At 43.2% G+C, this 13,501-nt stretch carries 11 protein-coding genes; 1 reads left to right on the top strand and 10 read right to left on the bottom strand.

Going from position 1 to position 13,501, the window contains the following annotated elements:
- Positions 1-248: 248 nt before the first annotated feature.
- From bamB to I6E84_RS12700, 10 genes are all read right to left on the bottom strand, one after another.
- Positions 249-1,457 carry an outer membrane protein assembly factor BamB gene (gene bamB / locus I6E84_RS12745; protein ID WP_197218355.1) on the bottom strand — a complete coding sequence of 403 codons (1,209 nt, stop codon included), beginning with the start codon at positions 1,455-1,457 and terminating at the stop codon, positions 249-251.
- A gap of 255 nt (positions 1,458-1,712) precedes the next feature.
- Positions 1,713-2,510 carry a YfgM family protein gene (locus I6E84_RS12740; protein ID WP_197218353.1) on the bottom strand — a complete coding sequence of 266 codons (798 nt, stop codon included), beginning with the start codon at positions 2,508-2,510 and terminating at the stop codon, positions 1,713-1,715.
- A 63-nt stretch (positions 2,511-2,573) separates the two neighbouring features.
- Complete coding sequence (hisS, locus tag I6E84_RS12735; RefSeq protein ID WP_197218351.1) at positions 2,574-3,863, bottom strand: histidine--tRNA ligase; 1,290 nt, start codon at positions 3,861-3,863, stop codon at positions 2,574-2,576.
- A 65-nt stretch (positions 3,864-3,928) separates the two neighbouring features.
- Positions 3,929-5,044 carry a flavodoxin-dependent (E)-4-hydroxy-3-methylbut-2-enyl-diphosphate synthase gene (gene ispG, locus I6E84_RS12730; protein ID WP_110922320.1) on the bottom strand — a complete coding sequence of 372 codons (1,116 nt, stop codon included), beginning with the start codon at positions 5,042-5,044 and terminating at the stop codon, positions 3,929-3,931.
- 97 nt (positions 5,045-5,141) lie between these two features.
- Positions 5,142-5,957, bottom strand: coding sequence for a helix-turn-helix domain-containing protein (locus I6E84_RS12725; RefSeq protein ID WP_197100690.1), 816 nt, complete (start codon positions 5,955-5,957; stop codon positions 5,142-5,144).
- Complete coding sequence (gene pilW / locus I6E84_RS12720; protein WP_227681512.1) at positions 5,954-6,889, bottom strand: type IV pilus biogenesis/stability protein PilW; 936 nt, start codon at positions 6,887-6,889, stop codon at positions 5,954-5,956. The genes I6E84_RS12725 and pilW overlap by 4 nt, the downstream gene beginning before the upstream one ends.
- 376 nt (positions 6,890-7,265) lie before the next feature.
- The gene (gene rlmN / locus I6E84_RS12715; protein ID WP_197218347.1) at positions 7,266-8,495 is read right to left on the bottom strand and encodes a 23S rRNA (adenine(2503)-C(2))-methyltransferase RlmN; all 1,230 of its coding nucleotides are present in this window, start codon (positions 8,493-8,495) and stop codon (positions 7,266-7,268) included.
- Between the two features lie 512 nt (positions 8,496-9,007).
- Positions 9,008-9,439 carry a nucleoside-diphosphate kinase gene (ndk, locus tag I6E84_RS12710; protein WP_197218345.1) on the bottom strand — a complete coding sequence of 144 codons (432 nt, stop codon included), beginning with the start codon at positions 9,437-9,439 and terminating at the stop codon, positions 9,008-9,010.
- 342 nt (positions 9,440-9,781) lie between these two features.
- Positions 9,782-11,071, bottom strand: coding sequence for an adenylosuccinate synthase (locus I6E84_RS12705; protein WP_110922316.1), 1,290 nt, complete (start codon positions 11,069-11,071; stop codon positions 9,782-9,784).
- A 222-nt stretch (positions 11,072-11,293) separates the two neighbouring features.
- Positions 11,294-12,595 carry an ATP phosphoribosyltransferase regulatory subunit gene (locus I6E84_RS12700; RefSeq protein WP_197218344.1) on the bottom strand — a complete coding sequence of 434 codons (1,302 nt, stop codon included), beginning with the start codon at positions 12,593-12,595 and terminating at the stop codon, positions 11,294-11,296.
- 480 nt (positions 12,596-13,075) lie between these two features.
- On the opposite strand from I6E84_RS12700, the gene I6E84_RS12695 reads away from it, so the two are divergent.
- Complete coding sequence (locus I6E84_RS12695) at positions 13,076-13,465, top strand: DUF2237 family protein (RefSeq protein ID WP_197218343.1); 390 nt, start codon at positions 13,076-13,078, stop codon at positions 13,463-13,465.
- The last annotated feature ends 36 nt before the right edge of the window (positions 13,466-13,501 follow it).

Raw genomic sequence — 13,501 nt, 5'->3', positions numbered from 1 at the left:
AGCCTGTGTTTAAACAAGTCATTTACACAAGGCACTAAACGCTGACTAAGCAGCGTTTGTATTTTATAATACCAAGATCAATCAAATCGCATAATAGCACTATAATCAATCCTCTATAAAAGAGTGATAGCGTTAACCTCGCTTGAAGTATCAGGTATACATCTGCACTCGGTTGCCTTATCTCTCTTTTAAACTGAATCAACTATATTAAAACATACTATTTAATTTAATGTTTATTAATCAATATCTTAGCGTGCCAACTGCCAGATTGCGACTTGTCCTGAAGTACTTTGAGTCATCAAACGACTGCCTTGTACCTGCAAGCTGCTTAACGCACCTTTGGTTTCTACGCGGCTGACGATTTTACCACTAGCAGGGTCAAATAAATGTACCACACCGTCTAAGTCACCAACTGCAATATAGTTGCCAATCATCACAGGATTGGTCAGATGACGATAAGCCAACTCTTCACTTTCCCACAATACTGCACCAGTGTTGCGATCGTAAGCCACAACCTTACCATCTAAACCAGTCGCAATGACTTGCTGAGTGTTGACGGCAAGCGCTTTTAAGCTGGCTTGTTCATTGACGAACATCACTTGGCGCGATGCCAAATCAATACCTAATAATTGACCACTATAACTGATGGCGAACATCTGATTTTTGTCAACGATAGGCGCGCCATCAACATCACTCATGCGCTCAACTTCACTGCTGCCAGCACCAACGCCAACGCGTCTTGACCACTGTGGCAAGCCATTGTCTGCTGTTACTGCATGCAAACGTCCATCGGCAGTGGCCAATAGTGCCGTCTTGCTATCTAATAATGTCGGTGCCGCACTGCCACGCACGCTGATAGCAGGTACTTGAGTCGCAAACTGCCATACAGACTGTCCAGTTTGTAGTGATAAGCCGTGTAAAAAGCCGTTGTTTGCCGATAAAACGACACGATTATTGGTAATAAGCGCTGGTGTCAACACTGACCCTGATAGCTGTTGCTGCCAACGTCTTTCACCAGTGCCACTATCAAACGCCATTATTTTACCACTACGCGTGCTAATAATCGCGGTTTGGCTCAATGCATCTAAAGCGACACCACCGGTGATTTGTTCGTCAACATTCACTGACCATAAACGCTCGCCAGTATTATTAAAACCAGTCAATTCACCACCGCGTGATGCAGTAACGATTTGTTCATTGGTATAACCAACCTGCAAATCTAGTGGATCTTTTTTACTGGCTTTTTTATTACCGACATCCGTACTAAAAACAGGTTGTAGTACACTAATAGGCTGAGCAATCTGTACTAGCTTTACCGGATCATTGACAACGGGTTTGATGCCGCGATTACACCCAATCACCGCAGTGCTCATTACTGCCAGTACGGCCACATGCATAACCGTCGTTTTGATGGTTTTAGCTTTTGAGGTTTTGCTAGAGCGAATAGATTGAGTCATTATAAGTTCTCACTACAAATAAATTATTATTAATAAGCAAATTAGCTATCGATAAATAACTAGTCAACGAATAGTATTAGCAAAGCACGTCAAATCAGCGCCCTGTGTCGTAATGTGCTGCTGATTTACGGCGCCATTTAGTATATGGAACTGGTATATGGAACAATGTTAGGTACTGACTATCAGTTAGCTATTATCAAGTGCTAAGTAGAATACAAGTGCCATTATTAGTCAATAATATTTACGACGATACGACTATTGCGTAACCTCAGCAGTAGGAGCTTCTGCAGAGTCAGCCGCCACTGGTAATTGAACAGCAGCATTTGACTCTTGAATAAGACTGGCTTGGTCTTCGATAGGCTCAGGTACCGTACCCAAACTTTCCATCTTTAACGCCAATACTGCACGCGTTTCTTGACGGCTACGTAACAGCTCCCAAGCATTGTTGTATGATTTAACTGCTGATTCTTTATTGTCTTGTGCTAAGTAGATATCACCTAATAGTTCTTGCTGACTGGCTTCAAAAGAGCTTGGCATGTCCTTTTTAGCTTCTGCCAATGCAGCATCTGTATCACCTGTCGCCAACAACGTCTTCGCATAACGCAAACGAGTAATAGCCTCTAAGCCTGCATCACCCAAGTCGATTGCCAGTGCTTTCTTAAAAGTCTCTGTAGCAGCAGCGAAGTCGTCATTATCAACTTCATGACGAGCTTTAATCATCAATGCTTGCCAGGCATAGACTGACTCACCATGTGTACTCACCAACGCATCAATATCGCTGCTCAATTGCGTACGGCTCTGTTCGAGCGCTGCTTGTGCCTCTGCTTCTAAATCAGGGTTTTGTGAGGACAGACTGACTTCTTCATTCAACCGCTGAATATCGGCATAACTATCAGCAGCTACAGTATCTACCCGTGCATGATTGTCCTGCCAGTACGTCCAACCAAAATAGGCTGCCAATGCCAATAAAATCGCAGTGACAATGTAGCTGCCATATTGCTTTAACGCTTGCATTGAGTTGTCTGCATTCGGCGAATTGGGTGTCAGAGCCATATCTATTTACCTGATAAATTTATATTAAATTGCTGATACTAAAACTAAGGAAACCGAAACCTATCAGTTACGAGAAAAATTGTCTTTATTCGACAACCAATCTGTCGCAACTGTCTGTTGTTCACCCGTCTGCATATCTTTCACACTAATGGTATTATCGTCCAATTCTTGCTGAGCAATAATAACCGTCAATGCAGCACCTGACTTATCCGCTTTTTTCATTTGCGCTTTTAGACTGGTTGCACTTGCCATCTTGACTCGTACATCTGGACGACTGTAACGCAAGTTTTGTGCATAGCCAATACCAGCACTATAGACCTCTGGATGAGCAACTACGAATACATCACAAGCAGGTATATCAGCAATCGGTGCGACCGCTTCCATCAATAATAATAGACGCTCAAGCCCCATCGCAAAGCCTACACCAGGCTCAGATTTTACTGGCTTATTGGCATCGGTACCGATTGACTTCAGCTGTCCGATCAAACCATCGTAACGGCCGCCTGCACACACAGTAGCCTGACTACCAAGCTTGTCTGTCACCCATTCAAAAACAGTCTTATTATAATAATCAAGTCCACGTACCAGATGCGGATTAATCTCAAATTTGATACCAAGTGTCGTCAGATACGCTTGTACTTGCTCGAAGTGCGCCATGCTTTCTGCACCCAAAAACTCAGCCAGCTTTGGCGCGTCTGCCAATACGGCTTGGGTACTCGCTTCTTTACTATCTAGAATGCGTAGCGGATTGGTCGTTAAACGGCGCTTGCTATCTTCGTCGAGCTGATCTTTTTTATCCGTCAAATAAGCCACGAGTGCTTCACGATAGGCGTAACGCTCATCCAGCTCCCCTAGACTATTCAGCTGCAAATGCATCTCATCTTTTAGACCCAACTCTTGCCACATTAAATGGGTCATCGCAATCAGTTCCGCATCAGCATCTGGCAATGCGCTACCGAAGCTTTCGACACCCAACTGATGGAACTGACGATAACGGCCTTTTTGTGGACGCTCATATCGGAACATCGGACCGATATACCATAATTTGGGTGTATCACCGCGCAGTAGGTTGTGCTCAATCACTGCACGTACTGCACCAGCGGTACCTTCAGGACGTAATGCTAATGGCGTTGGTGGATCAGATTTATCAGTAAAGCTATACATCTCTTTTTCGACGATGTCTGTTGCGCCACCGATAGCACGTGCAAATAAATCGGTTTGCTCAACGATTGGCAAACGAATATGCTCATAGCCGTATCTGCCCAAAACGTCAGCCAGTATTGCCTCTAAATGTAACCATTTTGCGGACTGGTCAGGCAAAATATCATTGAACCCTTTGATAGCTTTAATCATGGTACGGTCGTATCCTTAAAATTTTTAACAAGTATATCTATAATTTTTTTACTAACAGTGGCGTGTTATTTTACTCGAATGATCTCATTCTCACGTTTTTTGGCCAAATCTTCGGCGTGAGCGCGTACCATACTTTCTATTTCATCAACCAAGTTATTGGTATCAATAAGATGGCTTTTTTCACCCATACGATAGACTAGTGACTTACGTGCAGCGCCAACGATACCTATATCAGATTCCTTCGCCTCACCTGGGCCGTTCACTTTACAGCCAATCACTGACAAATTCATCGGTTCGCGGACATCTTCTAAGCGTGACTCTAATGCAGTCATCACTCTAATCACGTCAAACTCTTGACGTGAGCAACTTGGACAAGCGATAAAGTTAACGCCATTAGAACGAATATTTAACGATTTTAAAATATCAAAACCAATTTTGATTTCTTCTTCAGGCTCTGCTGCTAGAGAGATACGAATGGTGTCGCCGATACCGTCTAACAGTAGGCCACCTAACGCAATTGCAGACTTCACGGCACCAGTACGATAGACGCCAGCTTCAGTCACGCCCAAATGTAATGGATTGTCGATTTGAGCCGATATAAGACGATAAGCATCCAATGTCAAAAACACATTACTGGCTTTGACCGATACTTTATATTGATCAAAATTGAGACGCTCTAATATATCAATATGGCGCATCGCAGATTCGAGCATAGCAGCACCAGTTGGCTCAGTATATTTACGCTGAATGTCTTTTTCTAAAGAGCCGGCATTCACACCAATGCGAATAGGAATATTATAATGTTTGGCACAAGCGACGACTTCACGTACTTTGGCATCGCTGCCGATGTTACCTGGGTTGATACGTAGACAGTCCGCGCCTGCTTCGGCCACTGCCAATGCAATCTTATGATCAAAATGCACGTCGGCAATCAATGGGACACTGACCAATTTGCGAATTTCACCAAACGCTTTGACAGTATCCATCGTGGGCGTCGAGACACGCATCAGGTCAGCGCCTGCTTCAACACAGCGTTCGATCTGCGCGACAGTCGCTGCCACATCACAAGTATCAGTGTTTGTCATACTTTGCACACTGATCGGCGCATCACCACCAATCGCGACATCACCGACATATATTTTTTTGGTAAGGCGACGGTTAATAGGCGCTGACGTTGACATAGACAAACCCTTTCATTAGAGCAAAAAAATATAGAAGACACATGTTTATAATAACTATGAACAGCTATTGGCTTTAAACAGCTGTTAGTTTTGACAATTAAGGTGCTAGCTCAAAACTGGCTTGCTTATCAGTTGCTGCATAAGTATCCAATGCAACTGCTTCTTGGTTTAGCATTAAGCTAACATTATCGACGTCATCGATTTTCACACTGAACGGCGGCGTGCCTGACAATTGATAATCACCCGCTGTTTGCGAACCATCTATTAAAGTGCTACCAGAGGCATCAATGATACTTATGACCGCTGTGTCAGTCAGTTTGACTACTAATGCAGCCTGACCGACTTCAGCGCCACCTAAGTTTAATGCAGAGCCAGACGCACCAACGCCAGTCGAGCTATCAATCGCAGCACCTTGGGCTTGTTCTATCTCAGATACGTCGTCTACTGTAGGTACTGGTTCTGCATTGTTTTCTTTGCTGGCGTTGCTTACCATACGGAATAAGAAAATTGCCAAAACAATAACACCAATGACCGCCAAAATCAGTAATGGGTTAAAGCGAATACGGTTGCGAGTATCGCGCTGCAACGTACCCATTGGACGCAATGGTGTATTGGTATTATTAACTGATTTAGCTTTAAGCTCACTGGGATAAGCCGCATCAAAACTGCTAGCGACTTTGGTTGCATCCAATCCCAAAAATTTGGCATAGTTTATTGCAAAACCACGAGCAAACGTTGCTTGTGGTAAATCAGCAAAATTCTCATTTTCTAGCGCTTGTAAATGACGCTTTAAAATAAATAACTCGGCGGCCGCCTCTTCTAAACTAACTTGCTTAGATTTTCGGGCTTGCTGCAACATGGCACCAAATGATCCCTGAGCGTTAGATTGAGTGTTTAATGATGGGGTGGTCATTTCCATGGTGCCTCTGGATTGTTAAGCCAAGTCTTAAGTTTTTTTGCTTCATCACTTAATGGATAAGCGGATAAAAGTTGCTGTGCTAATCTTTGACGTGTCGGTATATTGTTTTGCGCAGCAGCAAGTTTGATACCTTGTAATAGTACGCGTGGGCTAACACCCTGTCTTTGTACTATCACCAATGTTTCATCATAAAGCCTTTGAGCCTGTGGAACACGCTGTTGCTCAAGCAGCAAATCTACCAATTCGATATGGGCAATAATACTATTACGATTGCCATCAAGCGCACGTAAAAATGCTTTGGAAGCCGCACTGCGATCGCCGAGCTGTAAATAAGTACGTCCTAAGTTCTCTAACGCACCAATACGCCCTTCATAACCCAATGCTGAACCTGCAATCTGAAACTGCTCAGCCGCTTCACTATAGCGCTTCATCTGTGACAGATATACGCCGTAGTTGTTATTTGCTTGCTCAAAATCTTTATCGAGTGAGATCGCTTTTTTGAAATACTCATCGGCTTTTTCGAGATTGCGCTGACTGCCCTCTTGCTGCAGCAAAACGCCCATCATATCATAGGCTGGCGCGTAACGGCTATCAGCAATAAAGGCTTTTTCGAGTTGGCGTTGAGCAGTGTCGAGGTCTTTTTCGCGAATGTATTGTGCAGCGAGTGAGGTGCGCACACGAGCGACTTCTTGTTGATTCGATTTGCGGTTATCACTGGACCGTGTAGATGTCTGATAAGCCGTATTGTTAATCAACTCATTGGTCGATGTGCTTTGGCAACCAGTCAGCAGAACCCCCGCAAACGCCGTTGCCAGCATCACATGCTTCGACGTCGCCATTTGGGAAGTTGCTGTCATCAACTGCTTACCATCTTTAGAAAATAATGTTTGATATTTGAACTGACAAGAATTTTTAGAAGTCATCATAGCCGCCATCATAAAACTGTGATTCAATGCGTTCGATCAAAGAAACATCAGTTTAATAGATTTAACCCCCATAAGTACAATTTAGTTGTGATTAATTGCTGTACTCATCGATACTGATTGTTATTGCTACATTTTTATTACCATTGCGACAGATAAAAGACAGCTTATCTTCTAAGGTATGTCATCAATTAGATTGTGAGGCTTAAAATGAGAAAAATTGTAGATAAACAAGAAATAAATTGCCGTTAATATGAACAGATTGACAAAATTACTGACGATGTTTAGCAAAAATTAGCCATTTTAAGGCCACTAAATGTATTAATTGATGACACGCCCTAAGACCGTTAAATACTAAACTTGTCCGTTTAAGACCCTACTAAGTGTTTTCACGGTCTTTGATACTTTGCTGCCATGCGGCAGAGCGTCTAGTACGATCCGCCACTTGTCCAACCAATTGACCACAAGCAGCATCAATGTCATCGCCACGGGTTTGACGAATGGTACAAACGAAACCTGCTTCGCTCAGTATATTGCTAAAGGCATGAATGCGATTGTTGCTTGATTTGTCATAGTTTGCATGTGGGAACGGATTGAATGGAATCAAGTTAATCTTACTTGGTAGCCCTTCTAATAATGCAACTAACTGATTAGCATGCTCGTTGCTGTCATTGACGCCATCAAGCATCACATACTCAATTGTGACGTGTTTTTTATGACGTGGATTGACGTCAAACACATAGTTTTTTGCCGCAGCGATCAGCTCTTCTAACGGATATTTTTTGTTAATTGGCACTAGCTCATTGCGTAGCTCATCGTTGGGTGCATGTAATGAAATGGCCAATGCCACATCGATATCTTGCGCAAGCTGATACAGCTTAGGCACAACACCTGAAGTCGATAAGGTAACGCGACGCTTTGACAACCCATAAGCATGATCGCTGAGCATCAGCTCCATTGAGCCAACCACAGGCTTATAATTCAATAGCGGCTCACCCATGCCCATCATCACGACGTTGGTGACATTATTTTCCCATAGGCTATGATCGACATTTTCTAAGCTGTCATTTTCGTCAGTCATATAAGAGGCATTGGCCACCCACAACTGACCGATAATCTCAGCAGCAGTTAAGTCACGCTCAAACCCTTGCTTGCCCGTACTACAAAAGCTACAGTCCAGCGCACAGCCCACTTGTGAAGACACACATAATGTCTTACGGCCGTTCAACTTGCTGTCATCTGCAGGAATAAGAACGGTCTCAACCAACGAGCCACCCGTAACTTCAAACACCCATTTACGCGTGCCATCATCGCTATATTGACGATGAATCACCTTTGGTGGAATGACACAAGCGTTGAGTGACAATTTATCACGCAATGATTTGCTAAGATTGGTCATTTGCTCAAAATCTGTCACGCCCTGCTGATATATCCACCTAACCACCTGCGTTGAGCGAAAAGGCTTTTCGCCAATGCTCTTAAAATACTCTGCAAGTTGCGCTTGCGTCATTCCTAGCAGATTGGTTTTTGCCTGAGCTTCATCAACTAGCTTAATGCTATCTGTTAGCTTAGCAGGGATATGTTGGATCGGTGATTGAACAGTGGACATAATAGATAACCTTTTTGCATAAGCTTAGATAAGCGGTGCAATTGTTTATATGAATGTTGTCATACATACATAATATATGAGTGCATGAGCAATCCGTTATGAGCGCATTCGATAAAAACATGCTGATAAGGGATTGATAACGCTACGTAAAATTAATAATGAGGCAAGTCATCAAGAATTTCAATGAATAATATGGTCACAGAACTCTAAAGCGGATACAAGGCAGCCGACTGCAGATTATACAAGTAGTACATCTAAGGAGGGTAATGCCGTAGCTGTTTAATAATTCTTTGACTATAGGATTATTATAATAGCTAAAACGGCTTATACCCATAAGATATAAGCCGTCTCGCGACACGACTGATTGACAGCTAATTTGCTACGTCAGTCGTATACAGTGAATCAAATATAAAGCCAGTACGCATAAAACGAGTGTAAATCGTAACTAGCTAATTATAGCAGTTACAGCAAACAAGTCTAATGCCGCCATCGTTTATAGTTGGTTTACTATATTAGCGCGTACGTGCACAAACTTCTTCTTCATTGAAGAAGTAGCTGATTTCACGTGCTGCTGACTCTGCAGAATCTGAACCATGAACGGCGTTTTCATCGATGCTGCTAGCGAAATCAGCACGGATAGTACCTTCAGCAGCGTCTTTAGGGTTAGTTGCGCCCATGATTTCACGATGCTTAACGATAGCGTTTTCGCCTTCTAATACTGATACCAATACTGGACCTGACATCATGAAAGATTTTAGGTCATTGTAAAATGGACGTTCAGCGTGCTCAGCGTAGAAACCGCCTGCCTTTTCATCATCAAGTTGCATCATTTTAGCAGCAACAATTTTTAGACCAGCCTGCTCGAAGCGGCTGTAGATAGCACCGATGTGGTTGCCAGCAACTGCGTCAGGTTTGATGATAGATAAAGTACGTTCGTTAGCCATAAAAAGCTCCTAATAAATGATAAATTCGGTAAAAAATGAAAGAGTTAATGCTTTGTTTTATCTTTGGCCACAATGTTGACTTGGGCTGACTTAACCAACTTATTGTTAGTCAAATCTAAAACCTGAGCGCCAACATAGGATTGCTGCCTATTATAATGATTAAGACCATAAATGATAGGGCTAATTTATGACCGCACCTTGCATAAAAGTAAATTTATTATGTATTAATGGTTGATAATGCTATGAATTCTCACAAAAGCAAAAACCCCAGTACTGAGCACTGGGGTTTTATCGATCAATCTATCTATTAATAGTGAAACAAATATAAAGATGTTACTGCAATTACGCGTCGTATGGGTCACGCAATACGATAGTCTCTTCACGATCAGGACCAGTTGAGATGATATCAACTGGGCAACCAATCAATGCTTCGATACGTTTGATGTATTTTTTAGCGTTCTCTGGTAGGTCGTCATAGTTGGTTACACCAACGGTTGACTCACTCCAGCCTTGCATGGTTTCGTACTTAGGCGTGACTGACTCATAGAATTCAGCATCATGTGCGCCTGCACACTCAGTCTCAGGTAGGTTATAACCCACACCGATTAGCAACTCTTCAAGACCATCTAATACGTCAAGCTTAGTCAAGCAAATACCTGACATAGAGTTCAATACCACGGCACGGCGTAATGCTTCAGCATCGAACCAACCACAGCGACGCGCACGACCAGTGGTCGCACCAAACTCATGACCGACTTTGGCCAAATGAGCACCAACATCATCAAACAATTCAGTTGGGAATGGACCACTACCAACACGCGTGGTGTAAGCTTTAGTGATACCAAGTACGTAATCTAAATACAATGGACCGATACCAGTACCAGTAGACACGCCACCAGCCGTTACGCTTGAGCTGGTCACAAACGGATACGTACCATGATCGATATCAAGTAGCGTACCTTGAGCACCTTCGAACATTAGGTTTTCGCCAGCAAGACGCAATTGATTTAGGTCTTCAGTTACATCAGTAACCATACCCTTAATCTCTTCTTTCCACTCTTTGCAAAGCTTAAGTGTTTCATCAAAATCAATCGCTTCAACTTTATAATACTGAGTCAATTGGAAGTTATGATATTCGATTAGGTTACGTAGTTTTTCTTCTAAGTCTTCACGGAATAAATCAGCAAGCTTGATGGCACGGCGTGCAACTTTATCTTCATACGCAGGACCGATACCACGACCCGTTGTACCGATTTTACCGCTACCACGTTTGGCTTCACGTGCTTGGTCAAGCGCTACGTGATATGGCATGATTAGTGGACAATTCGGTGAAATGCGCAGACGCTCACGTACAGGTACGTTGTTGTCTTCTAGCTCTTTCATTTCTTTTAGCAATGCGTCAGGGGCTAATACGACGCCGTTACCGATGAAGCAAGTAACGCCTTCACGCAAGATACCTGATGGGATTAAATGCAGGACGGTGGTTTTGCCATCGACAACTAACGTGTGACCAGCGTTATGGCCGCCTTGAAAGCGAGCGACTGCTGAGGCTTTTTCGGTTAGTAAATCAACGATTTTACCTTTACCTTCATCGCCCCATTGGCTACCCAAAACTACGACATTCTTACCCATGATCAATCCTTACCTTTATGTATTGAGGTGTGTGCAATAACGGTTTAAAACGATGATATAGCCAATCCTATATAAAAGAGTGACAGCGTTAACCTCGCTTGAAGTATGACATATACCTCTGCACTCGGTTTCCTTGACTCTCTTTTAAACTGAATCAACTATAACTTTCGTTATCTTAATTTTAAAAACGTTAAAAAATGGTCATACTATTAAAATTAATGCTTAAATATTCTGTAACTGCCAATGATTATCGACAAAGCTCAGGCGATGCGTCATGCCAACTGGGCAATCTGCTATATCTAATGGCATGGTGACGCGATAACCTTGCTGGCGTAAACTCTCAACTTGCTGCAACAGCGTCTGCATTTTCTCTTGGCTTGCACGGCTCAATGCTTCATAGTCGACCAATACGATAATTGGCGCCTCAAGCTGAGTGTGCGCTAGCAAACGACTGACATCCATACTAAAGCCAGTGGCTTCACGTGGCTGATTGATTGCTAATTGATTGCCGCTTTGCATACCGTCGAAACGACCGCCACGTACCAGTGGCTGAGTCTCACTATTGATATAACCGTTGAATACGATACCAGTGTGATAATGATAGCCTGATAATTCCGTCACATCGATACTCACAGGGCACTGCCACTGCTCTTGCAGATGTGTTTTTAGACGTTGTAATTCATTGATAGCAGTTGCGACTTGCGTGTCTTGCTGCGCAGTCTCTGACAATCTCGCCAATAGATTGGTAATATCGTGGCCAAAGCGTGCCAATGCATAGAAATCATCACCCAATGGCAATGACTGACAGACACGCTTGAGCTCTGGCAAGTTTTTATTGGCATATAGATGCATCAGTTGCTCAGTGTCATGGTCAGACAATTGAGCCAACTCTGCTAAGCGCTTGAATATGGCGACGTGCCCCAAGTCTATATGTAGCGCAGCACTCATATTCAGTGTATTCACCATCGTGAACAACACATCTATCAGCTCAATATCTGCGGCAAGCGAGGCACAACCAAATATCTCAGCACCGAGCTGCAAAGGCGTACGTGAGCCAAACAGCCCTGATGGCAAAGTATGAATCACATCGCCTGCATAACAATAACGTGCAATACCCGTACCACCATGATGCGCATCAATACGCAAAATCTGTGGTGTGATATCCGCACGCAAGCCCATCAATCGGCCTGTCAACTGATCGATGATTTTAAAGGTTTGACGCTTTAAATCTTCTGAGGCACCACTTAGCAACGACTCAGTAAACTCAATCATTGGTGGGTTTACGAGTTGATAGCCATGAGAGATAAGCTGTTTGGTCAATTGATGCCTAAGCACTTCTTGCTTATGCGCATCTTCAAACAGCACATCGACCACACCATCAGGCAGTAGCCAGCTGTTGGCAACATCGCTAGAAAAATGACTTAGATACGGCGTAGATGCAGCAGCATCGTTGGCATGCTGAGTCGCTGCTTGATTGGTAGTATTTGACGGGGCAGGTTTTGCAAAATCAGGACTGACAGACACAATAAATCCTTGTTTGGCGTATCGCTTACCAAAAACGCGGTACTGATGCGGTACTTAAAGGTTATATTTACAATTGCATTGACGTCACGCATTTTTATTTTTAACGCACAACATCATTGACCCAATTATTTATAAACAAACTAGGTAACCGCAAAAGGGTGAGTAATAAGTATTATTTAGAATGATAAGACGAGTATCTTTATGCGCTAATAAACGGCGATAAATAATCAAGGCGCTTTACGGTTTTAGTTTAGCATAGCAGTTAAGGTTCGCCTAGTGACAATTGGCCACAATCACCATCTAATTACGCCTTATCAACACTAAAGCCATGAAGATTATCTATACCTTACATAAGTAATAGTTCGATTGAGAAACGTCACAATCATTCTATACAATAAAGAGCATCTTGCGCAGAGTTTCAACAACGACCTCAGTATAGACTCATGGTACACTAACGCATACTTTTATCTCGGAAGCCTTATGTCATCTGATTATCACCCAAACCCAGCCATCAACCAAGCCAACGTTTTAGGTACAGCACTTGCCAGCTGCTGCTTCGACCCTATCACTGGCTACTATCGCAATGGCTTTTGTCATACTGGCAATCACGACGTCGGCCAGCATACTGTTTGCGTCAAGATGACCAGCGAGTTTTTAAACTTTTCTGCCAGTCGCGGCAATGACCTTATTACGCCACTACCTGAATATAATTTTGCAGGCCTGAAACCTGGTGACTACTGGTGTATCTGTGCCCTACGCTGGGTTGAAGCACTAGACTTCGATATTGCACCGCAAATCAAACTCGAAGCCTGTCATGAGAGTTTATTGAGCTTAGTCGATATTGATACGTTAAAGCGCTATGCCCTTTAGAGCGTGGCATAAGTGCTAACATGAGTTGTGACATGA

The organism is Psychrobacter sp. SCQQ22 (assembly GCF_015864605.1).
In the GTDB taxonomy this organism is placed as follows: domain Bacteria; phylum Pseudomonadota; class Gammaproteobacteria; order Pseudomonadales; family Moraxellaceae; genus Psychrobacter; species Psychrobacter fozii.
Note: the sequence above shows the minus strand (reverse complement) of the source record. Positions and strands in the feature narration are given on the sequence as shown.

Bases quoted from the DNA above. Each gene is read 5' to 3' on its own strand.
- bamB (WP_197218355.1), bottom strand. From the start codon at position 1,457: ATGACTCAATCTATTCGCTCTAGCAAAACCTCAAAAGCTAAAACCATC.
- I6E84_RS12740 (WP_197218353.1), bottom strand. From the start codon at position 2,510: ATGGCTCTGACACCCAATTCGCCGAATGCAGACAACTCAATGCAAGCG.
- hisS (WP_197218351.1), bottom strand. From the start codon at position 3,863: ATGATTAAAGCTATCAAAGGGTTCAATGATATTTTGCCTGACCAGTCC.
- ispG (WP_110922320.1), bottom strand. From the start codon at position 5,044: ATGTCAACGTCAGCGCCTATTAACCGTCGCCTTACCAAAAAAATATAT.
- I6E84_RS12725 (WP_197100690.1), bottom strand. From the start codon at position 5,957: ATGACCACCCCATCATTAAACACTCAATCTAACGCTCAGGGATCATTT.
- pilW (WP_227681512.1), bottom strand. From the start codon at position 6,889: ATGATGACTTCTAAAAATTCTTGTCAGTTCAAATATCAAACATTATTT.
- rlmN (WP_197218347.1), bottom strand. From the start codon at position 8,495: ATGTCCACTGTTCAATCACCGATCCAACATATCCCTGCTAAGCTAACA.
- ndk (WP_197218345.1), bottom strand. From the start codon at position 9,439: ATGGCTAACGAACGTACTTTATCTATCATCAAACCTGACGCAGTTGCT.
- I6E84_RS12705 (WP_110922316.1), bottom strand. From the start codon at position 11,071: ATGGGTAAGAATGTCGTAGTTTTGGGTAGCCAATGGGGCGATGAAGGT.
- I6E84_RS12695 (WP_197218343.1), top strand. From the start codon at position 13,076: ATGTCATCTGATTATCACCCAAACCCAGCCATCAACCAAGCCAACGTT.